The 23,778-nt window shown below is 71.6% G+C and carries 21 protein-coding genes, 2 tRNA genes and 1 riboswitch; of the genes, 21 read left to right on the forward strand and 2 right to left on the reverse strand.

All coding sequences use genetic code 11. The features are described from left to right. Positions 1–282 precede the first annotated feature (282 nt). The 14 genes from dnaA to BLU82_RS29410 all read left to right on the forward strand — a co-directional run bounded on the left by dnaA (position 283) and on the right by BLU82_RS29410 (position 14,627). Positions 283–1,755: a chromosomal replication initiator protein DnaA gene (gene dnaA / locus BLU82_RS29350; protein ID WP_231947609.1), complete on the forward strand. Its 1,473-nt coding sequence runs from the start codon at positions 283–285 to the stop codon at positions 1,753–1,755. A 409-nt stretch (positions 1,756–2,164) separates the two neighbouring features. Continuing rightward, positions 2,165–3,298, forward strand: a complete 1,134-nt coding sequence (gene dnaN / locus BLU82_RS29355; protein WP_092624416.1) for a DNA polymerase III subunit beta — start codon at positions 2,165–2,167, stop codon at positions 3,296–3,298. 142 nt (positions 3,299–3,440) lie between these two features. After that, on the forward strand, positions 3,441–4,361 hold the full coding sequence (gnd, locus tag BLU82_RS29360; protein WP_092624417.1) for a phosphogluconate dehydrogenase (NAD(+)-dependent, decarboxylating): 921 nt from the start codon (positions 3,441–3,443) through the stop codon (positions 4,359–4,361). Between the two features lie 10 nt (positions 4,362–4,371). Continuing rightward, positions 4,372–5,547, forward strand: coding sequence for a DNA replication/repair protein RecF (gene recF / locus BLU82_RS29365; protein WP_092624418.1), 1,176 nt, complete (start codon positions 4,372–4,374; stop codon positions 5,545–5,547). A 19-nt stretch (positions 5,548–5,566) separates the two neighbouring features. Then, on the forward strand, positions 5,567–6,187 hold the full coding sequence (locus tag BLU82_RS29370) for a DUF721 domain-containing protein (RefSeq protein WP_092624419.1): 621 nt from the start codon (positions 5,567–5,569) through the stop codon (positions 6,185–6,187). Positions 6,188–6,439: 252 nt separating this feature from the next. Then, positions 6,440–8,446 carry a DNA topoisomerase (ATP-hydrolyzing) subunit B gene (gene gyrB, locus BLU82_RS29375; protein WP_197682552.1) on the forward strand — a complete coding sequence of 669 codons (2,007 nt, stop codon included), beginning with the start codon at positions 6,440–6,442 and terminating at the stop codon, positions 8,444–8,446. A gap of 181 nt (positions 8,447–8,627) precedes the next feature. Next, positions 8,628–11,099, forward strand: coding sequence for a DNA gyrase subunit A (gyrA, locus tag BLU82_RS29380; protein ID WP_092626470.1), 2,472 nt, complete (start codon positions 8,628–8,630; stop codon positions 11,097–11,099). Then, positions 11,096–12,139 carry a DUF3566 domain-containing protein gene (locus BLU82_RS35860; protein ID WP_231947612.1) on the forward strand — a complete coding sequence of 348 codons (1,044 nt, stop codon included), beginning with the start codon at positions 11,096–11,098 and terminating at the stop codon, positions 12,137–12,139. The genes gyrA and BLU82_RS35860 overlap by 4 nt, the downstream gene beginning before the upstream one ends. Positions 12,140–12,226: 87 nt before the next feature. Further along, a tRNA-Ile gene (locus BLU82_RS29390) sits at positions 12,227–12,300 on the forward strand. Positions 12,301–12,368: 68 nt separating this feature from the next. Then, on the forward strand, positions 12,369–12,713 hold the full coding sequence (locus BLU82_RS29395; RefSeq protein WP_092624421.1) for a hypothetical protein: 345 nt from the start codon (positions 12,369–12,371) through the stop codon (positions 12,711–12,713). A 65-nt stretch (positions 12,714–12,778) separates the two neighbouring features. Further along, positions 12,779–13,309 (forward strand): DUF305 domain-containing protein, encoded by a 531-nt coding sequence (locus BLU82_RS29400; RefSeq protein ID WP_197682553.1) that lies wholly within the window; start codon positions 12,779–12,781, stop codon positions 13,307–13,309. A gap of 85 nt (positions 13,310–13,394) precedes the next feature. Next, on the forward strand, positions 13,395–13,535 hold the full coding sequence (locus tag BLU82_RS34870) for a DLW-39 family protein (RefSeq protein ID WP_172885730.1): 141 nt from the start codon (positions 13,395–13,397) through the stop codon (positions 13,533–13,535). A 133-nt stretch (positions 13,536–13,668) separates the two neighbouring features. Beyond that, on the forward strand, positions 13,669–14,439 hold the full coding sequence (locus BLU82_RS29405; RefSeq protein ID WP_197682554.1) for a MerR family transcriptional regulator: 771 nt from the start codon (positions 13,669–13,671) through the stop codon (positions 14,437–14,439). Between the two features lie 112 nt (positions 14,440–14,551). Further along, positions 14,552–14,627, forward strand: a tRNA-Ala gene (locus BLU82_RS29410). Between the two features lie 228 nt (positions 14,628–14,855). Here BLU82_RS29410 and BLU82_RS29415 read toward each other — a convergent pair. Beyond that, positions 14,856–15,062, reverse strand: a complete 207-nt coding sequence (locus BLU82_RS29415) for a hypothetical protein (RefSeq protein ID WP_092624422.1) — start codon at positions 15,060–15,062, stop codon at positions 14,856–14,858. Positions 15,063–15,127: 65 nt separating this feature from the next. On the opposite strand from BLU82_RS29415, the gene BLU82_RS29420 reads away from it, so the two are divergent. Continuing rightward, on the forward strand, positions 15,128–16,000 hold the full coding sequence (locus BLU82_RS29420; protein ID WP_197682555.1) for a phosphotransferase: 873 nt from the start codon (positions 15,128–15,130) through the stop codon (positions 15,998–16,000). A 3-nt stretch (positions 16,001–16,003) separates the two neighbouring features. On the opposite strand, the gene BLU82_RS29425 is transcribed toward BLU82_RS29420, so the two are convergent. Next, the gene (locus tag BLU82_RS29425; protein ID WP_092624423.1) at positions 16,004–18,286 is read right to left on the reverse strand and encodes an LLM class flavin-dependent oxidoreductase; all 2,283 of its coding nucleotides are present in this window, start codon (positions 18,284–18,286) and stop codon (positions 16,004–16,006) included. Positions 18,287–18,351: 65 nt separating this feature from the next. Here BLU82_RS29425 and BLU82_RS29430 point away from each other — a divergent pair, with 65 nt between their 5' ends. The 6 genes from BLU82_RS29430 (at position 18,352) to BLU82_RS29455 (ending at position 23,763) form a co-directional block, all read left to right on the forward strand. Further along, positions 18,352–18,735 (forward strand): helix-turn-helix domain-containing protein, encoded by a 384-nt coding sequence (locus BLU82_RS29430; protein ID WP_092624424.1) that lies wholly within the window; start codon positions 18,352–18,354, stop codon positions 18,733–18,735. Positions 18,736–18,801: 66 nt separating this feature from the next. After that, on the forward strand, positions 18,802–19,662 hold the full coding sequence (locus tag BLU82_RS29435; RefSeq protein ID WP_092624425.1) for a fumarylacetoacetate hydrolase family protein: 861 nt from the start codon (positions 18,802–18,804) through the stop codon (positions 19,660–19,662). A 91-nt stretch (positions 19,663–19,753) separates the two neighbouring features. Next, the gene (locus tag BLU82_RS29440; RefSeq protein ID WP_092624426.1) at positions 19,754–20,656 is read left to right on the forward strand and encodes a sigma-70 family RNA polymerase sigma factor; all 903 of its coding nucleotides are present in this window, start codon (positions 19,754–19,756) and stop codon (positions 20,654–20,656) included. A 41-nt stretch (positions 20,657–20,697) separates the two neighbouring features. After that, a riboswitch (cobalamin riboswitch) is annotated at positions 20,698–20,844 on the forward strand. Positions 20,845–20,916: 72 nt separating this feature from the next. Then, on the forward strand, positions 20,917–21,888 hold the full coding sequence (locus BLU82_RS29445) for an ABC transporter substrate-binding protein (protein ID WP_092624427.1): 972 nt from the start codon (positions 20,917–20,919) through the stop codon (positions 21,886–21,888). Between the two features lie 4 nt (positions 21,889–21,892). Beyond that, positions 21,893–22,954, forward strand: coding sequence for an iron ABC transporter permease (locus tag BLU82_RS29450; RefSeq protein ID WP_197682556.1), 1,062 nt, complete (start codon positions 21,893–21,895; stop codon positions 22,952–22,954). Between the two features lie 5 nt (positions 22,955–22,959). Beyond that, positions 22,960–23,763, forward strand: a complete 804-nt coding sequence (locus tag BLU82_RS29455; protein WP_370246339.1) for an ABC transporter ATP-binding protein — start codon at positions 22,960–22,962, stop codon at positions 23,761–23,763. Positions 23,764–23,778 lie beyond the last annotated feature (15 nt).

A 23,778-nucleotide genomic window follows, 5' to 3' on the forward strand; every position in this document is an offset into this window, starting at 1 on the left:
TCATGGCACTGAATGACAGCCCGGAACCGGCAACGACACGCCGGCATCTGGGGGCAACCTGTGGACATCAGTTGAAGCGCTGGCCGCATGTTGTTAGCGTCACGTGCTCCAGCACGCTGTCCGCTCTGTACCGCACCACGGTATCGGAGCCGCGTTCTCGCAGGTCACAATGGAGCGGATGGAGACAAAACCGCACGTGTCGACACCCTCCACACCCTGTGGACGACCGTGTGGACAACACGACGGGGTGGCCAGCCAGTTGCCGCCAGTTTGGAGTGAACTGTGGCAGACGAGGCCGGAATCGACTTCGCCACCGCATGGGCCAAGGCTCTGGCAGAGCTCGACTCCATCGAGATCGGGCCCCAACAGCGCGCGTTCCTGTCGCAGGCCCGGCCCGTCACTCTCGTCGAGGGTACCGCCGTCATCTCCGTCCCGAGCGATTTCGCGCGAGCCCAGGTCGAGCAGCGGCTGCGTTCGGTCATCATCGACGCGCTGTCCGAGGTGCTCGGCCGGCCGGTCGGCCTGGCCGTCAGCGTCGCGCCGCCGGCCGACGGCGCCGCACCCGACGGCGTGCCGCCCCCGCCGCCGGGCGGGTTCCTCGACGCACCGTCATCGTCCTCGGTCGACACCGAGGAGATCCCGCTGGTCAGTGCCGCTACCGAGGCGCCGGCATTCGTGCCACGCCCGCCGGCCGAGGCACCCCGGCGCGGTGACACCGAACCGCACCTCAACCCGCGGTACACGTTCGACACCTTCGTCATCGGTTCCAGCAACCGGTTCGCGCACGCCGCCACCGTCGCCGTCGCCGAGGCGCCGGGCAAGGCCTACAACCCGCTGCACGTCTACGGCGAGTCCGGGCTGGGCAAGACCCACCTGCTGCACGCCATCGGGCACTACACGCGGACGATGTACCCCGGCACCCGGGTGCGCTACGTGAGCTCCGAAGAGTTCACCAACGACTTCATCAACTCCATCCGCGACGACAAGGCGTCGGCGTTCCAGCGCCGCTACCGCGACGTCGACGTCCTGCTCATCGATGACATCCAGTTCCTCGAGGGCAAGATCCAGACGCAGGAGGAGTTCTTCCACACGTTCAACACGCTGCACAACGCGAACAAGCAGATCGTCATCACGTCCGACCGCCCGCCGAAGCAGCTGTCCGCGCTGGAGGACCGCCTGCGCAACCGGTTCGAGTGGGGCCTGACGTGCGACGTGCAGCCGCCCGACCTCGAGACCCGCATCGCGATCCTGTCGAAGAAGGCCACCCAGGACCACCTCAACGTGTCACCGGACGTCCTCGAGTACATCGCCAGCCGCATCGCCACGAACATCCGCGAGCTCGAGGGCGCACTGATCCGCGTCACGGCGTTCGCCAGCCTCAATCGCCAGCCGGTCGACCTCTCGCTGGCCGAGATCGTCCTGCGCGACCTCGTGCCGACCGACTCCGGTCCCGAGATCACCGCGGCCACGATCATGGCGCAGACGTCGGCCTACTTCGGCCTGACCATCGAGGACCTGCAGGGCACCAGCCGCAGCCGGGTGCTCGTCACGGCCCGCCAGATCGCCATGTACCTGTGCCGCGAGCTGACGGAGCTGTCGCTGCCGAAGATCGGCCAGCACTTCGGCGGCCGCGACCACACCACGGTCATGCACGCCGAGCGGAAGATCCGCACGCTGATGGCCGAGCGGCGCAGCGTCTTCAATCAGGTCACCGAACTGACCAACCGCATCAAGCAGCAGGCCCGGCAGTCGTGACGGTCCGAGAAGCACACGCGCACGGCGTGATCGACTTCTCACAGGCTGTGGACAAGTTTGTGGACATGAGTGCCATCGCCGTGGACCGACCCGGGGACAATGTCACTCATCGGTGGACAACCTCGAACGGTCCACGTCACCCACTGGCCCCGCCCACAGCCTCCGTGGACAACGGTAGCGGCGCTCACCTGCGACGTTCATGGTTTTCCACACTTTCCACCGACGCTATGAACATGACTGACCTATCCATGGATCGACTGGCAGCGCACAAGCCTTGCGGGCCGGTTCCTGTGGATCGTGTGATTCACGGCCGCCGATTGACGCCTCTGGCCGCCGCTGTCGGTAGCCCGTGGAAGGATGACGTCGAACCACAACGACCCGGGCGCGTGCCCGAGGGGAGGACGGACCGGTGAAGTTCCGGCTCGATCGCGATGTACTGGCAGAGGCGGTGGCCTGGACGGCCCGCACCCTGCCCAACCGGCCGACGGTGCCGGTCCTGGCCGGCCTGCGCATCGACGCGTCCGACACCCAGGTGACGTTCTCGTCGTTCGACTACGAGGTGTCCGGGCGCGTGTCCGTCGACGCCGACGTCGCCGACGGTGGCACCGTTCTGGTCTCCGGCCGGCTGCTGGCCGACATCGCCCGGTCACTGCCGAACAAGCCGGTCGATCTCAACGCCGACGGCGCCAAGGTCACCATCACGTGTGGCAGCGCCCGGTTCACGCTGCTGACGCTGCCGGTCGAGGAGTACCCCGACCTCCCCTCCATGCCCGACGCCTCGGGCACCGTCGACGGCGCCGTCCTCGCCGAGGCGGTCAGCCAGGTGGCGGTCGCCGCCGGCCGCGACGACATGCTGCCCACGCTCACCGGCATCCGCATCGAGATCGAGGGCGAGACCGTCACCCTCGGCGCCACCGACCGGTACCGGCTGGCGGTCCGCGAGTTCACCTGGAACCCCGGCTCCCCCGACATCTCCGCGGTCGCGTTGGTACCGGCCCGCACGCTGGTCGACGCCGCCAAGACGCTCGGCCCGGCCGGCGAGGTCACGCTCGCGCTCGGCACCGGCACGCAAGACAGCCTGCTCGGCCTGGCCGCCGGCGGACGGCACACCACCAGCCGGCTCATCGACGGCGAGTGGGTGCCCAATTACCGCCGGCTGTTCCCGGCCGAGACCGCCACGGTCGCGCGGGTCGAGATCTCCGCGCTGGTCGAGTCGGTGAAGCGGGTCGCGCTGGTGGCCGAGCGCAACACCCCGGTCCGGCTCGCGTTCGACGAAGGCCAGGTCGTGCTCGAGGCCGGCAGCGGCGAGGACGCGCAGGCCTCCGAGGCGCTGCCCGCCGAGGTCCAGGGCCCGGCCATCGCCACCGGCTTCAACCCGACGTACCTCCTCGACGGGCTGCAGGCGCTCGGAACCCCGTTCGCCCACCTGTCCTTCACCGACACCCCGCTGAAGCCGGTGGTCATCCAGGGTGTCGACAGCGCCGAGGCCGAGCCCACCGGCGGCTACCGGTACCTCGCCATGCCCATCCGGCTGTCGGGCTGACGGCCTGTGCCGGCTCATCCGGGCGAACGACCCCTGGTCGCACACGGCGGGTCCGGCGCGCGAGGATGGTGACATCGGGCTCGCGCCGCGACACGGCGCATCGTCACGGGGAGGAACTCTGGTGGCCACGGAAGGAAACGTCATGGAGCTGGGCCTGGTCGGCCTCGGTCGTATGGGCGGCAACATGCGCGAGCGGCTGCGGCGCGCCGGCCACACAGTGGTGGGCTTCGACCGCAACCCCGAGGTCAGCGATGTCGGCAGCCTGAAAGAGCTGGTCGAGCGGCTGTCGGCGCCCCGCGCGGTGTGGGTCATGGTGCCGGCCGGCGAGGCGACTCGCGCCACCGTCCAGGAGTTGGGCGAGCTGCTCGACGCCGGCGACCTCGTCATCGACGGCGGCAACTCCAAGTTCACCGACGACCGCGAGCACGCCGACATCCTGGCCGGTCACGGCGTCGGCTACGTCGACTGCGGGGTGTCCGGCGGCATCTGGGGCCTCGACGTCGGCTACGGGCTGATGGCCGGCGGCGACAAACAGCACGTCGAGCGCCTCATGCCGATCTTCGACGCGCTGCGCCCCGAGGGCCCGCGCGACGAGGGCTTCGTCCACGCCGGCGGCGTCGGCGCAGGTCACTACGCCAAGATGGTGCACAACGGCATCGAGTACGGCCTCATGCAGGCCTACGGCGAGGGCTACGAGCTGCTCGCGGCCTCCGGTGTCGTCGACGACATCCACGGCACGCTCAAGGCGTGGTCGCGCGGCACCGTCGTGCGCTCCTGGCTGCTCGACCTCCTGGTCCGGGCGCTCGAGCAGGACCCCGCGCTGGCCGAGATCGAGGGCTACGTCGAAGACTCCGGCGAGGGCCGCTGGACGGTCGAGGAGTCCATCCGCAACTCCGTGCCGGCGCCGGTCATCACGGCCGCGCTGTTCGCCCGGTTCGAGTCCCGGCAGGACGACTCCCCGGCCATGAAGGCGGTGGCCGCGCTGCGCAACCAGTTCGGCGGCCACGCGGTCAAGGCGGCCGAGGCCGGGCCGACGTCCGGGACCGGCGACACCCGGGCCTGACGGCTCGCGCATGCACGTCGCCCATCTGTCGCTGGCCGACTTCCGCTCCTACGCCTCGGTCGAGCTGCCGCTCGAGCCCGGCGTCACGGCGTTCGTCGGCCCCAACGGCCACGGCAAGACCAACCTGGTCGAGGCGCTGAACTACCTCGCCACGCTGGGCAGCCACCGGGTCGCGCAGGACGCTCCCCTGGTCCGGCTCGGCGCCGAGCGGGCGGTCGTGCGCGGCAGCGTCGTCGAGACCATGGGCGGCGAGCCGCGCAGCACGCTGCTCGAGATCGAGATCACGCCGGGCAAGGCCAACCGCGCCCGGCTGAACCGGTCGCCGGTCCCACGGCCGCGTGAGCTGCTCGGCGTGCTGACCACCGTGCTGTTCGCGCCCGAGGACCTCGCGCTGGTCAAGGGTGACCCGTCCGAGCGGCGCCGGTTCCTCGACGAACTGCTGGTCGCCCGCGCGCCGCGGTTCGCCGGCGTCCGCTCCGACTACGACCGGGTGCTGAAGCAGCGCAACGCGCTGCTGAAGTCGGCCGGCATGGCCATGCGGGCCAGCCGCGGCGGCGGGTCGTCGCGCGGGCCCGACCTCAGCACGCTGGACGTCTGGGACACCCACCTGGCGCAGGCCGGCGCCGAGTTGCTGGCCGCCCGTCTCGACCTCGTCGAGGCACTCCAGCCGCTGGTCACGAAGGCGTACGACGCGGTGGCCGGCGGCTCCGGCCCGTCCGGCGACCGCGAGGCGCGGCTCACGTACAAGTCCTCGCTCGGCCCCGGCGCCGAGTTGGTGCCGTCGCGCGACACGCTGGCGGCGGCGCTGCTCGAGGCGCTGGCCGGAGTCCGCCGCGACGAGCTCGACCGCGGCGTGTCACTGATCGGGCCGCACCGCGACGACCTCGTGCTGTCGCTCGGCCCGATGCCGGCGAAGGGGTACGCGAGCCACGGCGAGTCGTGGTCGTTCGCGCTGGCGCTGCGACTCGCCTCGTACGAGCTGTTGCGTTCTGCCGGCAGTGACCCTGTACTGGTCCTGGACGACGTGTTCGCCGAGCTCGACGGCGGCCGGCGCGACCGGCTGGCCGAGCTGACGGCGGGCGCCGAGCAGGTGCTGGTCACCGCCGCGGTGCCGGCCGACGTGCCGGCCGGGCTCACCGGGGCCAGGGTCGACGTGCTCGGCGGCGAGGTCCGGCGGGCGGAGTGACGGGAGGTGCGCGCGGCCGATGAGTGACAGCGACGATGTCACCGTTCCGAGGCCCGACGTCGACCTGCCGGCGCCGGCCACCGAGCCCGTCGGCCCCGCCGACGGTTTCACGTGGAACCCCGACGGCGAAGAGCTGGCGAAGGCGCTGCTCGCGCGGGCGAAGGCGGCCGGCCGCCCGGGCCGGCGCGCACCGTCGCGCAAGTCCGGCGACGGCGGGAGCGGCGGCCGCACCTGGCGCCGTCGCCGGGCACCGGGCGCCGGCTGGAGCGGGCCCGGCTCCGACGACCGCGACCCGCAGGCCGTGGGCTCGGCCGTCGACCGGCTGATCGGCGAGCACGGCTGGGCCGAGGACATCGCCGTGCACGGCGCCGTCGCCCGCTGGGACCACGTCGTCGGGCCCGAGGTCGCGGCGCACGTCCAGCCGGAGCACTACGAGGACGGCGTGCTGACCGTCCGCGCCGACTCCACCGCGTGGGCGACGCAGGTCAGGCTGTTCGCGGCCGAACTGGTCCGCCGGTTCAACGCCGAGATCGGCGACGGCTCCGTCACCAGGGTCGACGTGCGCGGGCCGCAGGCGCCGAGCTGGCGGCGCGGTCCCCGGAGCGTGCCCGGTCGCGGCCCGCGCGATACGTACGGCTGACCGAATTCGGCCGATCCGCTCCGCGGCGCCAGACGGCCCCCAGCGACGCCGAGGCGCCCGGTGTGGGTATGGGGACACATGCGAGCCGATCCGTGCGGCTCCACGGGGCATTCAGGGCCGCAGAACGCGCATTCTCGCGTCGGCACAAGGTAGAATGGTGACGTCCATCCAGGCCGCACGGTCTCCTGGGCCTCTCAAGCGGCCTGAGGGAGGCGTGGTGCGGCCTGATCCCTGGCAGGAGGTCCCCCGCTCGTGACGGACACTACGTCCTACGACGCCAGCGCCATCACCGTACTCGAAGGTCTCGAAGCGGTCCGTAAACGCCCTGGCATGTACATCGGCTCCACCGGCGAGCGAGGTCTGCACCACCTGGTCTACGAGGTCGTCGACAACTCCGTCGACGAGGCCTTGGCGGGCTACTGCGACCACATCGACATCACCCTGCTCCCCGGCGACGGCGTCCGGGTGGTCGACAACGGCCGCGGCATCCCCGTCGACGAGCACCCCGTCGAGAAGCGGCCGGCGGTCGAGGTCGTCATGACGGTCCTGCACGCGGGCGGCAAGTTCGGCGGCAGCGGCTACAAGGTCTCCGGCGGCCTGCACGGCGTCGGCGTCTCCGTCGTCAACGCGCTCTCCACGAAGGTCGACGTCGAGATCCACCGCGACGGCTACCGATGGACGCAGTCGTACACGTACGGCGTCCCGGACGCCCCGCTGGAGCGGCACGAGGCGTCGGAGCGCACCGGCAACTCGACGACGTTCTACGCGAGCTCGGACATCTTCGAGACCACCACGTACGACTTCGAGACGCTGTCCACCCGGCTGCGCGAGATGGCCTTCCTCAACAAGGGCCTCACCATCGTGCTGCGCGACGAGCGCCCCACCGAGCCCGACGCCGGTGCCGAGGACGACGTCGACGCCGACTCCGAGGCGCCGGACGGTCCGCGCGAGGTCCGGTACCGCTACGACGACGGCCTGGTCGACTACGTCAACCACCTCAACACCGCCAAGACGCCGATCCACCCCACCGTCATCTCCTGGGAGGCCGAGTCGACCGACGTCGACGGCCAGCCGATGAGCCTCGAGATGGCGCTGCAGTGGAACGACCAGTTCACCGAGTCGGTGCACACGTTCGCCAACACCATCAACACCCACGAGGGCGGCACCCACGAAGAGGGCTTCCGCGCCGCGCTGACCACGCTGGTCAACCGGTTCGCCCGCGACTGGGGCGTGCTGAAGGAGAAGGACGCCAACCTCACCGGCGACGACGTCCGCGAGGGCCTCACCGCCATCATCAGCATCAAGATCGCCGAGCCGCAGTTCGAGGGCCAGACGAAGACCAAGCTCGGCAACACCGAGGCCAAGGGTTTCGTCCAGCGCATCGTCAACGAGCAGCTGGGCGCCTGGTTCGAGCAGAACCCGTCCGAGGGCAAGCTCATCGCGCGCAAGGCGCAGAGCGCGGCCATCGCCCGCGTCGCGGCCCGCAAGGCCCGCGACGCCGCCCGCAGCCGCAAGGGCCTCATGGGCGGCGGCGGCCTGCCGGGCAAGCTGGCCGACTGCCAGTCGACCAACCCTGAGGAGTGCGAGCTCTTCATCGTCGAGGGCGACTCCGCCGGCGGCCCGGCCAAGCAGGGCCGCGACCCGAAGGTGCAGGCCATCCTCCCGATCCGCGGCAAGATCCTCAACGTCGAGAAGGCGCGCATCGACAAGATCCTGCAGAACCAGGAGGTCCAGGCGATCATCAACGCCCTGGGCACCGGGGTGCACGAGGAGTTCGACCTCAACCGCCTGCGCTATCACAAGATCGTGCTGATGGCCGACGCCGACGTCGACGGCCAGCACATCCGCACCCTGCTGCTGACCCTGCTGTTCCGGTTCATGAAGCCGGTCGTCGAACACGGCCACGTGTTCCTCGCCTGCCCGCCGCTCTACAAACTCAAGTGGGGCGGCCGTGACTCCGCTCCCGAGTACGCGTACTCCGACCGCGAGCGGGACGCGTTGCTGCGGGCCGGCCAGGAGGCCGGCAAGCGGCTGCCGAAGGACGAGGGCATCCAGCGCTACAAGGGTCTGGGCGAGATGAACGACGACGAGCTGTGGGAGACCACCATGGACCCCGAGCAGCGGCTGCTGCTGCAGGTCACGCTCGACGACGCCGCTCAGGCCGACGAGGTGTTCAGCACCCTGATGGGCGAGGACGTCGAGAGCCGGCGCAAGTTCATCCAGCGCAACGCCCGCGACGTCCGCTTCCTGGACATCTAGTCGCGCCGGACATGAAACACAACGGGGACGAAGACAACCGTGGGCCTGTCCCGCGCGTCATTCATGACGTGTGGCCGGCAGGTCGCACCTGGAGGAACCACTCGTGACCAACGACACCACCACGGCCGGCGACGCGTTCGGACCCGGGGGACGGATCGAGCCTGTCGATCTGCAGGTCGAGATGCAGCGCAGCTATCTCGACTACGCGATGACGGTCATCGTCTCCAGGGCGCTGCCCGACGTCCGTGACGGTCTCAAGCCGGTGCACCGCCGCGTCCTGTACGCGATGTTCGACGGCGGCTACCGGCCCGATCGCGGTTTCTCCAAGTGCTCCCGCGTCGTCGGCGACGTCATGGGCAACTACCACCCGCACGGCGACACCGCCATCTACGACACCCTGGTCCGGCTGGGCCAGTGGTGGTCGATGCGGTACCCGCTGGTGCAGGGGCAGGGCAACTTCGGGTCGCGCGGTGACGACCGCCAGGCGGCCATGCGCTACACCGAGTGCCGCATGGCGCCGCTGGCCATGGAGATGGTCCGCGACATCGAAGAAGAGACCGTCGACTTCTCCCCCAACTACGACAGCCGCGGTGCCGAGCCCGACGTGCTGCCGGCCCGGTTCCCGAACCTCCTGGTCAACGGCTCCGGCGGCATCGCCGTCGGCATGGCCACGAACATCCCGCCGCACAACTTGCGCGAGGTCGCGTCGGGCGTCGACTGGTACCTCGACAACCCCGAGGCGTCGAACGAGGAGCTGCTGACCGCGCTGCTCGAGCGCGTCAAGGGTCCCGACTTCCCGACCAGCGCGCTGATCGTCGGCACCAACGGCATCGAGCAGGCGTACCGCACCGGCCGCGGCTCGGTGACCATGCGCGCCGTCGTGGAGGTCGAGGAGGACAGCCGCGGCCGCACCTGCCTCGTCATCTCCGAGCTGCCGTACCAGGTCAACCCCGACGCGCTGATCCGTAAGATCGCCGAGCTGGCCGACACCGGCCGGGTGCCGGGCATCGCCGACCTCAAGGACGACTCGTCGTCGCGCACCGGCATGCGCATCGTCGTCGTGCTCAAGCGGGACGCCGTCGCCACCGTCGTCCGCAACAACCTGTACAAGCACACGCAGCTGCAGGACAACTTCGGCTGCAACATGGTGGCGCTGGTCGACGGCGTGCCACGCACCCTGTCGCTCGACGCGTTCGTCCGCCACTGGGTCACGCACCAGGTCGAGGTCATCCGCCGGCGCACCGAGTTCCGGCTGCGCAAGAAGCGCGAGCGCCTGCACATCGTCCTGGGGCTGCTCAAGGCCATCGACGCCATCGACGAGGTCATCGCCCTGATCCGTCGCTCGCAGGACGTCGAAGAGGCGCGCACCGGCCTCATGCAGCTGCTCGACATCGACGAGATCCAGGCCACGGCCATCCTCGACATGCAGCTGCGCCGGCTGACCGCGCTGTCGCGCGACGAGCTGCAGAACGAGCACGACATGCTGGTCGCCGACATCGCCGAGCTGCAGGCGATCCTCGAGTCCGACGAGCGCAAGCGGACCATCATCCGCGAAGAGCTGGCCGAGATCGTCGAGAAGTACGGCGACGAGCGACGCAGCCGTATCGTCCCGGCCGAGGGCGATCTCACCGCCGAGGACCTCATCCCCGAAGAACCGGTGGTCGTCACGATCACCCGCGGCGGGTACGCCAAGCGCACCAAGGCCGACCTCTACCGCCTGCAGAAGCGCGGCGGCAAGGGCGTGCGCGGCGCGCAGCTGCGCGAGGACGACGTCGTCGACCAGTTCTTCGTCACCACGACGCACCACTGGATCCTGTTCTTCACCAACCGCGGCCGGGTCTACCGCGCCAAGGCGTACGAGCTGCCCGAACTGGCCCGCGACGCCAAGGGCCAGCACGTCGCGAACCTGCTGGCGTTCCAGCCCGACGAGCAGATCGCCCGCGTGCTGACGCTCAAGGACTACGAGCAAGCGCCGTACCTCGTCCTGGCCACGAAGCACGGCATGGTGAAGAAGACCAAGCTCACCGAGTACGACTCCAACCGCTCCGGCGGCGTCATCGCGGTGCTGTTCCGCGAAGAGGACGACGAGCTGATCGGCGCCGAGCTGGTCAGCGCCGACGACGACATCCTGCTGGTGTCGCGCAAGGCGCAGGCCATCCGGTTCACCGCCACTGACGACCAGCTGCGGCCGATGGGCCGGGCCACCGGCGGCGTCGTCGGCATGAAGTTCCGCGACGGCGATGAACTACTCTCGATGTCCGTTGTGCGCGATGGAACCGACTCGTACGTCTTTACCGTCACAGATGGTGGATTCGCCAAACGAACCGTCGTCGAGGAATATCGTGTTCAGGGACGCGGGGGTTTGGGTATCAAGGCGATGAAGATCAATGAAGACCGAGGCTCTCTCGTGGGTGCCCTGGTCGTCGGCGACGGCGACGAGGTACTCGCCATCCGGGCATCCGGAGGGGTGACGCGTAGTCCTGTGGCGGACGTTCCCGCCAAGGGTCGTGACACCATGGGGGTCAAGTACGTTGCGCTCGGTGGCGACGATGTGGTCGTCGCCATCGCGCACAGTGCCGAGGAAGACTCGGTGGAGGAGGCCGTCGAGGACGTGACGGGCTCCGAGATCGACGCGGAGGGTGATGGCTCGTGACGAGCAGCGGCGCGACCGGGCGTCCGGGGTCCGACCAGGACGCGCGTAAGAAGAACGCGCCTCCTGCGGACCGCCAGGACCAGCAGGCCAATGGCGCGAAGCCCGGGGCGCCCGGCAACAACGGGTCGCCCAACGGGCAGCGCGACGCCGACCCCGCGGTCGACAACCGCCGTCAGCAGGGTGGCGGGCAGCCGCGCGGTGCTGCCGCCGCTCGCGTCGCCACGCGCAACCGCTCGCGCGAGGACACCACGCCGCGCTCCGGCGGCGACGCCACGCAGAACCCGTGGTCCCGGCCGGCCGAGCAGCCCGCGCAGAACGGCGGCCCGCAGAACGGCAACGGCCAGCGTGGCGGGCAGCCGCAGGGCAACGGCCAGCGGCCCGCCGGGCCCAGCTCGCCCAACGGCGGCCAGGCCGCCACTCCGAACGCGCCGGTGCCGCCGCCGTCGCTGGTGGCGAAGCAGAACGCCGCCGCTCCGGCGGCGTTTCCCGCTGCTCCCGGCACGCCGCCCGGCCCCGTCCCGGCCGCGCCCGTGCCGCCGTCCGACCTCGCCGCCGACACCCAGGCCAGCCTCGAGGCGGTCCCGCCGGCCACGCCGCGCACGTCCGGCTCGGCCAAAGCGGCCGCTTCCGCCACCCCGTCGCGGTCCACCAGTTCGCGCCGTCCCGGCCGGGTCCGCAAGGCCCGTCTCCGGCTGCTGCGGGTCGACCCCTGGTCGGTCATGAAGACGGCGTTCCTGCTGTCGGTGGCGCTCGGTATCACCATGTTCGTCGCGGTCGCCGTGCTCTGGTCGGTGCTCGACGCTGCCGGTGTGTTCAGCTCCATCGACGAGATCGTCACCGACATGACGGCGTCCGACAGCAACTCCGGCATCGACATCAACCAGTACGTCGAGCTGTCCCGGGTGCTCGGCTTCACCACCCTCATCGCGGTGGTCGACGTCGTGCTGCTGACGGCGCTGGCCACGCTGGGCGCGTTCCTGTACAACCTCTCCGCCAGCCTGCTCGGCGGCCTCGAGCTGACCCTCGCCGAGGACGACTGATCCGGCACCCGCGGCGGCGGTCAGCCGGTTTGGGTTGGCCGCCGACGGTGAGGTACGCTGGCGCGGCGCACTCGGTGCGAGATTCCCGGGCCTATAGCTCAGACGGTTAGAGCGCTTCCCTGATAAGGAAGAGGTCACAGGTTCAAGTCCTGTTAGGCCCACCCAGCTCAGAGCCCCTATCGACACCTTCGGTAGGGGCTTTCGTGTGCCCATGCCACATGATGTGCGCATGGAGCCCGAAGAGGAAGACCCCGCGCTTCTCGTGGGATCGTTCGTGGTCGAAGCCGGCCGCCGCCAGGCCTGGCCGTTCGTCAACCTCTACAACCCGGATACCGACCGTGAGGTCAGGTTGTTCATCGACACGACCTTCTCGGTGCACCCAGGCTGGCCGGCGTTGGAGCAGGACGACGACCCGGTCCTCAACGTCCTGGATTCCCTGCAGGGGCAGACGGTCAGAGCCGTCGAGCGGCCGAACGGTGCCCTCCGCCTCGTGCTCGACGACGACTACCTCCAGATCGACGGCGTCGACAATCGCCTGACCACACACTCGCCGTGGTCGATCGGCGCTCCATAGCGCTTCGTGCTGTCCGGGCCGTCGCCCCGGGCCACCGTCCACGCACCCCCGAAGGGACCGCTTCCATGCACCGTAGGCGCTTCGCCCTGCCCGCTCTCGCCCTCGTCGCCGTGGCCGCCTGCGGCTCGTCCGGCGACGGCGACGAGTTCGCCCCCGCCGACGTCGACTTCGCGCGGCAGATGATCCCGCACCACGCCCAGGCCGTCGAGATGGCCGCCATGCTGCCGGACGACGGCGTCAGCCCGGAGCTGGTCGAGCTGGCCGCCGCCATCGCCGGCGCCCAGCAGCCGGAGATCGATCAGATGACCGCGATGCTGGACCGCTGGGGCTTCGTGCCGCCGCCGCTGGAGGGCGGTCACGCACACGAGATGGCAGGCATGCTCACCGAGGAGGACCTCGCCGCGCTGGACGCCGCCGCCGGCGCCGAGTTCGAGCGGATGTGGCTGACCATGATGATCGAGCACCACGAGGGCGCCATCGACATCGCCGAGACGCAGCTCGACGACGGTATCGACCCGGAGGCGCGCGAGCTGGCCGAGGAGATCGTCGACACCCAGCAGGCCGAGATCATGCGGATGGAGCGAATGCTGGAGTGACGTGATTCCGATGTCGCCCTGCTGTCGCCGGGATCTCTGCGTTAACCTCACACGAGAGTCGACCACCGTCTGGAGGCGGACCATCGTGTTCAACAAGAAGATCCTGTTCGGAGCGGTCGTGGCCGTGGTGGGGTACCTCGGTTACCGCCGTTACCAGTCCGGACAGGCCGAGCAGGACCTGTGGGCCGAGGCAACGGATCCGATCCCGCCCGCCGACCCGCGCTGACCCACCCACTGACGGCCACGTGAGTCCTCGCTCGTTCGCGGCGAGGTCTGCGTGGCCGTTCGCTGTCTCGCCGACTTGAAGTTGACGCAGCGTCAACGATTACCGTCGTGGACGGATCGGAGAGTCCGGTCCGGTGAACGACACGGAACAGACGATGAGCTGGTCGATCAACGAGGTGGCGCGGGCGTCCGGGGTGACGTCGCGGACGCTGCGGCACTACCACGCGATCGGGCTGCTCGAGCCCGCGTGGACGGCCGACGGCGGCCGGCGCTACTACGAGCAGGAGCAGCTGCTGCGGTTGCAGCGCATCCTGCTGCTGCGTGAGCTCGGGCTCGGGCTGGAGGCCATCGGCGAGGCACTCGCCGCACAGGACGGCGCCGGCGCCGTCGACGTGTTGCGGCGGCATCGCGCCTGGCTGCTGGCCGAGCGCGATCGGCTCGACCAGTTGGTCGCGACCGTGGAGTCCACCATGACCACCCTCGAGGAGGGAGGAACCATGACGGCGAACTCGATGTTCGAGGGGTTCGAGCAGAACCCGTACGAGGAGGAGGCGCGCTCCCGCTGGGGCGACCTCGCCGTCGACGACGCGACCGCCCGCATCCGCGGCTGGTCGGCGGAGCAGGCGGAGCTGGCGAAGTCGGGGTTCGGTGCGGCCATGGACACCCTGCGCACGCTGCGCGCCGACGGTGCTCCCGTCGACGACGCGCGGGTGCAGGAGGTCGTCGACCAGCATCACCGGTGGCTGTGCCTGTTCTGGACCCCGAACCGCGAGTCCTACCGCGGCCTCGCCGACCTCTACGTCGATGACGACCGCTTCCGCCAGAGCGTCGGCCAGGGCGACGATGCGCTGGTCGAGTACCTTCGCGACGCGATGAAGGCCTACGCCGACGAGCGGCTGACCTAGGGTGTAGCCGCCCGGGTTCGGGCATGAATTCGCTGTACAACGCGGTGACGCGCTATGGTTGCTGGCGCGGTCCGGCCCTGCGCCCTCGGTGCGGTGGCCGCTCCGCACCAGCGGGGACGTAGCTCAATTGGCAGAGCACCGCCTTTGCAAGGCGGGGGTTAGGGGTTCGATTCCCCTCGTCTCCACCAGCGCTAACAGCGACCCCGGGCCGTGTACGGCATGCGACGGACCTTCGCCCCTGTTCGATGATCAGGTTCGGGGGTACGGATGATCATGGGTCGCCTCACGCCCAGCCCCCGCACCGAGGCGGCCAAGTCCCCGCACCGGGGTCTGTCCCCCATTTCAGCGCCCCGGTACGGGGGCGCCAGCGCCTGCGGTGAGCAGCCCGGGAATGCCGCGCTCATGCCGACCATCGGCTAGGCCTGGCGGGTGCGGGTCGGCCGGATGGTCGAGCCGACGATGCGCATCTCGTACTGGTCGGCGACGAACGTGGTGTGCTGGTGGGCGCCCGCGTGGTCGCGCGCCGCCGCGTCGGCCGTGGAGTAGCGGACGAACTGGCGGCCGATCCAGGCGCAGTCGACGCAGCGACCCCGATAGCGCAGCTGGCCAGGAGCCTGGGACATGTCGGCAGAATAACCGGCGACAATGCACTGGGCCTCAGTAGCGACTACTGGTCTATCGTGACCCGGTGCTGCCCGACGCCGTCCTGATGAGCCTCACCGGCCGGCCACCCGCCGACGTGGCGGAGGTCGAGGAGACGCCGCTGCGCGAGGGCACCGGCGCGGCGACCGCCGGGTTGACGCGGGTGACGGTGCGGCTGCGCGACGGCGTGACGGCGACGGCGATCCGGAAGGAGTTCCGTCCGCTGACGTCGGGGCGGCACCGGCACGGCGCGACCGACCCGCGGCACTGGGCGTATTGGCGGCGCGAGCCGCTGGCGTACGCGTCGGGACTCCTGCCGGACGGGCCGGGGCTGCGGGCGCCGCGCTGCTACGGCGTCGTCGGCGAGGCGGTGTACCTGGAGGACGTGGGCTCCGCGCCGGTCGACGTGCGGACGGCGGCGCGGCAGCTGGGCGCGTGGCAGGCCGGCGCCGCGCTGCCTGACGTGGCCTGGCTGGGCGGTCACCAGCTGGCGCAGCGGGTCGCGGTCTCCGGGCTCGACTGGTCCGCCGTCGACGCCGACGAGCGGGCGCGGCGGCTGTGGTCGCGCCGCGACGAGCTGCTGGCGCGGCTGGGCGCGCTACCGCACGTGCTCTCCCACGGCGACGTGCATCCGGACAACCTGCGCGCCGACGGGCCGGACACCGTCGCGCTGGACTGGGGCACGCTGGGCGCCGCGCCGGTGGGGGCCGACCTAGCGCACCTCATGCTGGGCGCGCGGACCGCCCTGCTGGACGACTACCTGGCCGGCGCCGGTGGGGCCGTCTCGCGCGACGACGTCGAGGCGGGCTGCCGGGCGACGCTGGGGCTGGTCGGCGCCAGCCGCGTGCACTGGATGCTCGCGACCGGCGCCGCCGTCCCGCCCGGCTACGTCGACTTCCTGTGGGCGAACCGACCGTGACGGTCAGCTCGTCACGGCCGCCGGCGTGGCGCTGGGCGCGACGTTGAAGTTGTGGCGGAACACGTTGGCGGGGTCGTAGCGGTCCTTGACCTCGCGCAGCCGCTGCATCGTCGCCGGCGGGAAGGCCGCGGCCAGCGCCTCGGGGCTCTGGTCGGTCTCGAAGCTGAGGTACATGCCGGAGAAGAACGGCCGCAGCGTCGCCCACGCCTCGTCCAGCCGGCGGGCGTTGGCGCCCATCGCCGTCACCGAGAAGTTCGCCGACCGGTGCGCGTACGCCGTCGCGTCGGCCGGGACGTCGGAGACGGCGCCGCCCACGGCGCGGAGCTGGAAGAAGTAGATCGCGCCGCTGGTCAGAGCCGCCGCGGCCGCCGCGGCGAACTCGGGAGTGAGGTGCTCGACGAGGCCGCTGTGGGCCACCGGCTCGCCGGTCGCGACGTGGGCGGTGGCCGCGACGTTCTGCATGATGCCGGCGTACGGGGTGATCGTCACCTCCTGGTCGTAGAGCGGCGCGATCGACGCGATCTCCTGCAGCCGCGCGATCACGACCTCGGGGTCGTCGGACTCGACGACGCTGCGGCTCTGCGCGACCGCCGGCTGGCCGTTCCGCGGCGGGCCCATGACGAGGAAGCTGGTGAGGTCGCGGGGCGCGTTCTCGACGACGGACCCCCAGCGGACCAGGTAGTCGGCGATGTCGTCGGGCACCTGGGTGAGGAAGCCCCAGCCGACGTCGCCCACCTCGTCGGCGACGAGATCGAAGGACGTGACGATGCCGACGTTGCCGCCGGCGCCGCGCACCGCCCAGAACAGATCCGGGTGCTCCGTCTCGCTGGCCCGGACGACGGACCCGTCGGCCAGCACGACCTCGGCCGCCCGCAGGTGGTCGATGGTCAGCCCGTGCGACCGCGACAGGTACCCGATGCCCCCGGCCGTCGCCAGCCCGCCCACCCCGACGCCCCCGTAGTCGCCTGACGACAACGCCCACCCGTGCGGAGCCAGCGCCGCCGCCACGTCCGCCCACCGTGCGCCGGCCCCGACCCGCACCAGCCGCTCCGAAGCATCCAGCACCTCGATCCCGTTCAGCCCGCCGACGTCGATGACCAGTCCGCCGTCGTTCGTCGACCGGCCGCTGATGCCGTGGCCGCCGCTGCGGACGCCGAGCGGGAGGTCGGGGTGGCGCCGCGCGTACGCCAGCGCCTCGACCACCTGGTCCGTCGTCGACGGGCGCAGCACCAGGCCGGGTGCGCCGCCGCGCAGGTAGCCACCGCGCGCCGTCCGGTAGCCGGGGTCGCCGGGCTCGACGGCGGTGTCGCGCAGCGCCTCCGGCACGCCGTCGTAGTCGATGCCGTCGCGGCGGGCCGCGGTGGCCGCCGCCGGGCGGATCCGCTCCCCGGTCGAGCCGGCCGGCAGCGCGTCGTCGACGGCCTCGCGCAGCGCCGGCATGACCTCCTCGGCGAACTGCTGCATGGTGCGCGGGTCGTCGCCCATGACGATGAAGGTGCCGATGCCGTCCTCGACCACCATGGGCAGCAGGTCGTCGACCCAGTCCTGGCTGGTGCCCTGCAGGAAACCGGTGCGCGACGAGGCGAACCGGCCGCCGAGGTTCACCATGCGGCGGATCTCGCGCGGGTCGCGCCCGGCCGACCGCGCCGCCTCGTCGATGATCGCGTTGCCGCGCTTCAGGTCGCCCGGCTCGAGGTACGGCAGGCTCGGCAGCCAGCCGTCGCCCTTCTCGCCGATCAACCGGAGCATGCGCGGCTTCAGCGCGCCGATCCACAGCGGGATCGGGTGCTTCGGCGCCGGGCCGCGCTTGGCGCCGTCGAGCCGGTAGAACTCGCCGCCGACCCGGGCGCCGCCGCGCGCGTCGACGTCCCACAGCGCCCGGATGACGTCGATCGCCTCGCTGAGCGCCTGCACGGCCTCGCCCGGAGCGAGCCGCCGTCCGCCCATCGCCTCGATCGCGTCCCAGAAGCCGCCCGCGCCGAGCCCGAGCTCGGCCCGTCCGTCGGAGAGCAGGTCGAGGCTGGCCGCGGCCCGCGCGAGGACGGCCGGCGTGCGCAGCGGGATGCTGTGGACGTTCGCGGACAGCCGCACCCGCGACGTCCGCGCCGCGACCCAGGTGAGCAGCGTCCACGTGTCGAGGAACGCCGGCTGGTACGGGTGGTCCTGGAACGTCACGACGTCGAACCCGAGCTCTTCGCTCAGCTGCGCGAGCGTGACGGGCGTCTGGGGCGACTGGTTGGTGGGCGTGATGAAGGTGCCGAACTCGAGACGGTGGCCGTAGTTCACGCTTCTCAGTCTGCGGATCACGAGCGTCGTTGGCCAACTGCCCGTTAGCGACTTACTATGAGTGAGTGGCTATCGAGACCAGACTCGTGCCGGACCGGCCGGAGACCGGGTTCGAGCACATCGACGACGAGAAGTGCCGCCTCTTCACCGGCTATATCGAGATCATCGGTAAGAAGTGGAGCGGCGGCATCATGCTGGCCGGCGTCCGCGGCGCGCGGCGGTTCGTGGAGTACCGCGCGGCGGTGCACGGCATCTCCGACCGGCTGCTGAACCAGCGGCTCAAGGAGCTCGAGGCGGAAGGGCTGATCGAGCGGACCGTCGTGCCGACGACGCCCGTGCTCGTGCAGTACCAGCCGACCGAGCGGGGGCGGAGCCTGATGCGCGCGCTCGAGCCGTTGGTCGCCTGGGGCGTGGACGATCACGAGCGGCAGCTGCGGGAGCACGGCTAGCCGCACTCTCGGCACGCCGCGCTGCCTACGATGGGTGAGCCCTCGGCCGCGACTCGAAGGAGACCCATGCGCCTGGCGTCCATCCTCGTCGACGACGTGCCGAGGGCCGCCGTCGTGCATCCGACGAAGGGCGTGGCGGTGGTCGCCGACCTGCTGCCCGAGTTCACCGGCGACGTCATGTCGCTGATCGCCGACCGGCGCATGGACGAGGTCGAGGAGGCCGCGGCCGTGGCGGACGGCGCCGCGTTCCGGCCGGCGGACGACGTGACGTACACGGCGCCGTACCGGAACCCGCCGAAGATCTGGGGCATCGGCCTCAACTACGTCGACCACGCCGCCGACCTCGCCGAGGTCGTGCCGGACGAGCCGGCGTCGTTCATCAAGGGCAACCACACGATCATCGGGCCGGGCGAGCCGATCCCGCTGCCCGTGCAGAGCGAGCGCGTCACAGCCGAGGCGGAGGTCGGCCTGGTCATCGGCCGCTACTGCCGCAACGTCGAGGAGGACGCGGCGCTCGGCCACGTGTTCGGCCTGTGCGCGATCCTCGACCAGACCGCCGAGGACATCCTGCAGCGCAACCCGCGCTTCCTGACCCGCTCGAAGAACTTCCCCGGCTTCTTCTCGTTCGGCCCGCACATCGTCCCGCTGGCCGAGGCGCTCGCCGCCCAGCCGGGCGGGCCCGATCTCGCCGGCGTCGAGGTCAGTACGGTCGTGAACGGTGAGCGGCGCCGCAGCAACGTCGTCGGGCGTATGCGGTTCTCGCCCGCGTTCCTGGTCAGCTTCCACAGCAAGGTCATGCCGCTCTACCCCGGCGACATCATCTCGACGGGTACGCCGGGCGCCGTGGTCGTCACGGCCGGCGACGTCGCCCGCTGCGAGGTGTCCGGGCTGGAGCCGCTGGTCAACCCCGTGGCCGGCCCGATGTGAACCAGCTCGTCGCGGTACCGCCGTCCTGCCGGCGACGGGCTGTCACATCCGGCGCCCGCCGCGCGTCAACGTAGTGACGACGGGAGACACCATGCACGACGACGACTGGCTGGCCGAGCGGTTCGAGGAGAACCGGCCGCGGATGCATGCCGTGGCCTACCGCATGCTCGGCTCGGCCACGGAGGCCGACGACGCCGTCCAGGAGGCCTGGATCCGGCTGAGCCGCACCGACGCCGACGACGTGCGTAACCTCGGCGGCTGGCTGACGACCGTGGTGTCGAGGGTGGCGCTGGACATGCTGCGCTCGCGGACGTCGCGGCGCGAGGACCCGTTCGACGACGCCGAGCGCGACACCGTCACCGCCGACGACGCGGCGCCCGACCCCGAGGGCGAGGTGGTGCTGGCCGACAGCGTCGGCCCGGCGCTGCTCGTGGTGCTCGACTCGCTCGCGCCCGCCGAACGGCTGGCGTTCGTCCTGCACGACCTGTTCGCGATGCCGTTCGACGAGATCGCCGCGATCCTCGAGCGCACGCCGGCCGCCACCCGCCAGCTGGCAAGCCGGGCCCGTCGCCGCGTCCAGGGCGCGCGGTCGTCGTCGGCCGACCCGGCCCGGCAGCGGCTCGTCGTCGACGCGTTCCTGGCGGCGTCGCGCAACGGCCAGTTCCACGACCTGCTCGCCCTGCTCGACCCCGACGTCGTGCTCCGGGCCGACGAGGTCGCGATCGAGAACGCGCGGGCCGGCCGGGCGCAGGGCGCGCCGGAGCTGGTCCGGCTGCTGCGTGGCGCCGACGCCGTCGCGGGTGTCTTCTCCGGCCGCGCGGCGCACGCCGAGACCGTCCTCGTCGACGGTGTTCCGGCGGCCGCGTTCGCGCCGGGCGGGCGGCCGAAGGCGCTGTTCCGGTTCACCTTCGACCGCGACCGCATCGTTGCCATCGACATGGTCGGCGACCCCGAATCGATCGACGCGGCGCAGGTCACGCTGCTGCGGCCGTGACGCTCTGACCGGCGCGGGCAACGGACGGCGCCGGGAGGCGATAGGATCGCGAATGCCCGGGCTCCGGCCCGGGTGCGACGAGTGTCTGCGAAGTCCGGTTCGATTCCGGCGCTGTCCCGCAACTGTGAAGCCGCCCGCCTGCCGCGGACGGACGAGTCAGGTCGCCAGCCTCGTGGCCCGGATTCGTCCTCGGTAGAAGGGCGGTTCGCAGGTGGCAACCGGCCATCGGCGCCCCCTCACCGTCGTGAAGGAGGCGTACGTTGCGATCCACCCGTCCCACGCGGGCCGCCCTGCTGCTGGCCGCGCTCCCGCTCGTCCTCGTGGCCTGTGGCGACGACGACGGCGGCTCGGCAGCGCCGAGCGACGCGCCCTCGTCGGCCCCGGCCGCCGACGCCGGCGACGCCGCGTTCCCCGTCACCGTCGACACCGCGAACGGCCCGGTCGAGCTCGCCGAGCAGCCGGAGAAGATCGTCTCGCTGTCGGCCACGGCCACCGAGATGCTGTTCGCCATCGGCGCCGGTGACGCCGTCGTCGCGGCCGACTCGTACTCGAACTACCCGGCCGACGCGCCGACGACCGAGCTGTCCGCGTTCGAGCCGAACGTCGAGGCGATCGTCGGCTACGACCCCGACCTCGTCGTCGCCTCCAACGACCCGGGCGAGCTGGTCTCCGGCCTGTCCGCCGTCGGCATCCCCGCCATCGTCCTGCCGGCCGCGGCCACCCTCGACGACACGTACGCGCAGATCGAGCAGCTGGGCGCCGTGACGGGCCACGTCGGCGACGCCGCCGAGGTGGTCGGCACCATGCAGTCCGACATCGACGAGCTGGTCGCGCAGGTGCCGGCCGACGCGCCGCCGGTGACGTACTACCACGAGCTCGACGCCAACCTGTACACCGTCACCAGCGGCACGTTCATCGGCGAGATCTACGGGCTGGCCGGCCTGGCCAACGTCGCCGACGAGGCGCCCGACGCCGCCGGGGGCTACCCGCAGCTGTCGCCGGAGTTCATCGTCACCGCGAACCCGGAGATCGTCTTCTTCGCCGACGGCGGGGTCGGCGGGGTCACCGCCGACGACATCGCCGCTCGGCCCGGCTGGGACCAGCTGAGCGCGGTGCAGCAGGACCGCATCGTCGAGGTCGACCCCGACATCGCCAGCCGCTGGGGTCCGCGCATCGTCGACTTCCTGCGTGTCGTGGTCGAGGAGCGGGCGGCGCTCGCGCCGGTCGACTGACGCCGTGAGCAGGGCCGTGGGCACCGACCAGCACACCGCGACGGCGACGTTGCGGGCGGTCCGGCTGCCCCGGCGCTGGCTGTTCGGCTCGCTGGCGGTCCTGGTGGCGGCGGTCCTGCTCGGCCTGACGGTCGGGCCCGCGGGGCTGCCGCTGCGCGGCGTCGTCACCGAGATCGTCAACCTCGTCCCGGGGGTCGACCTCGCCGGCGGGCTGGACGACCGCGAGGCGGCGGTGCTCTGGCAGCTGCGCGCGCCACGGGTAGTGCTCGGCCTGCTGGTCGGCGCCATGCTGGCGCTGGCCGGGGCCGGGTACCAGGGCGTGTTCCGCAACCCGCTGGCCGACCCGTACCTGCTCGGCGTCGCCGCCGGCGCCGGGCTGGGCGCGACGTTCGCGATCGTCTCCGGCGGCAACCGCCTGCTGGTGCCGCTGGCCGCGTTCACCGGCGGCGTGCTCGGCGTGGCCGCCACCTACGCGCTGGGCCGCAGCGTCGGCGGGCGCAGCACGAACTCGCTGATCCTGGCCGGCGTCGCGGTCGCGGCGTTCCTCACGTCCGTGCAGACCTACGTGAACCAGCGCAACTCCGACTCGCTGCGCGAGGTGTACGGCTGGATCCTCGGCCGGCTGCTCACCGCCGGCTGGGACGAGGTGCTGGCGGTACTGCCGTACATCGCGGTGTCGGCGCTGGTGATCCTGGCGCACCGGCGGCTGCTCGACGTGCTCAGCGTCGGGCCCGACGAGGCCGGCACGCTCGGCGTGCCGGCCTCGCGGGTGCGGCTGGCGGTGGTGCTGGCGGCGACGCTGGGCACGGCGGCGGCGGTGTCGGTCAGCGGGCTGATCGGGTTCGTCGGCATCGTCGTCCCGCACATCGTGCGCATGCTGGCCGGGTCGTCGTACCGCATCGTGCTGCCGCTGGCGGCGGTGGTCGGTGCGACGTTCCTGGTGGTCGCGGACCTTGTCGCCCGCACCGTCGTCTCGCCCGGCGAGCTGCCGGTGGGCGTCGTCACGGCGTTCGTGGGGGCGCCGTTCTTCACGCTGGTGCTGCGCAGCGCACGGAGGCCGTGGTGACCATTCTGACCGTCGAGGGCGTCGGCGTCACCCTGCTGGAGCGGCGGGTGGTCGACGACGTCAGCCTCAGCGTCCCGGCCGGGACGTGGGTGACGCTGGTCGGCCCCAACGGCGCCGGCAAGTCGACGCTGCTGCGGGCGGTGTCCGGTGCGGTGGAGCACGCCGGCGTCATCGCGTTCGACGGCGTCGAGGTCGCCCGGCTGCGTTCGCGCGAGCGGGCCCAGCTGGTCGCCGTCGTCCCGCAGGACCCGGCCCGGCCCGACGGCATGACCGTCCTCGACTACGTGCTGCTCGGGCGCACGCCGTACGTCCCCTACCTGGGGACGGAGTCGGCGGAGGACCTCGCGGTGGCCGGCGAGCTGCTGGACACGCTGGAGCTGCGGGCGCTGTCCGACCGCATGGTCACCGAGCTGTCCGGCGGCGAGTTCCAGCGCTCCGTCCTCGCCCGGGCGCTGGCCCAGCAGGCGCCGGTGCTGCTGTTGGACGAGCCGACCAGTTCGCTGGACCTCGGGCACGCCCAGCAGGTGCTGGAACTGGTCGACGAGCTGCGGGCGTCGCGTGGGCTGACGGTGGTCAGCGCGCTGCACGACCTCACCACCGCCGGGCAGTTCGCCGACCACCTGGTGCTGCTGGTCGACGGCCGGGTGGTCGCGCAGGGGTCGGCGCAGGAGGTGCTGACCGAGGAGCTGATCCGCGATCACTACGGGGCGCGGGTGCGGGTCGTGACCGATCCGCACGGTGGTGTCGTCGTGGTGCCGCTGCGGTCGCGCCCGGCCCGCAGCGTCCGCGATGTCGGCGGGGTCGCATGAGCCCGCTTTGCAATG

Source organism: Jiangella sp. DSM 45060 (genome assembly GCF_900105175.1).
Taxonomy (GTDB): Bacteria; Actinomycetota; Actinomycetes; order Jiangellales; family Jiangellaceae; genus Jiangella.

What these genes read in the sequence shown, in the direction of transcription:
- gnd (WP_092624417.1), top strand. Translation starts at nt 3,441, where the DNA reads ATGGAGCTGGGCCTGGTCGGCCTCGGTCGTATGGGCGGCAACATGCGC.
- recF (WP_092624418.1), top strand. Translation starts at nt 4,372, where the DNA reads ATGCACGTCGCCCATCTGTCGCTGGCCGACTTCCGCTCCTACGCCTCG.
- BLU82_RS29370 (WP_092624419.1), top strand. Translation starts at nt 5,567, where the DNA reads ATGAGTGACAGCGACGATGTCACCGTTCCGAGGCCCGACGTCGACCTG.
- gyrA (WP_092626470.1), top strand. Translation starts at nt 8,628, where the DNA reads ATGCAGCGCAGCTATCTCGACTACGCGATGACGGTCATCGTCTCCAGG.
- BLU82_RS29395 (WP_092624421.1), top strand. Translation starts at nt 12,369, where the DNA reads ATGGAGCCCGAAGAGGAAGACCCCGCGCTTCTCGTGGGATCGTTCGTG.
- BLU82_RS29400 (WP_197682553.1), top strand. Translation starts at nt 12,779, where the DNA reads ATGCACCGTAGGCGCTTCGCCCTGCCCGCTCTCGCCCTCGTCGCCGTG.
- BLU82_RS29415 (WP_092624422.1), bottom strand. Translation starts at nt 15,062, where the DNA reads ATGTCCCAGGCTCCTGGCCAGCTGCGCTATCGGGGTCGCTGCGTCGAC.
- BLU82_RS29435 (WP_092624425.1), top strand. Translation starts at nt 18,802, where the DNA reads ATGCGCCTGGCGTCCATCCTCGTCGACGACGTGCCGAGGGCCGCCGTC.
- BLU82_RS29440 (WP_092624426.1), top strand. Translation starts at nt 19,754, where the DNA reads ATGCACGACGACGACTGGCTGGCCGAGCGGTTCGAGGAGAACCGGCCG.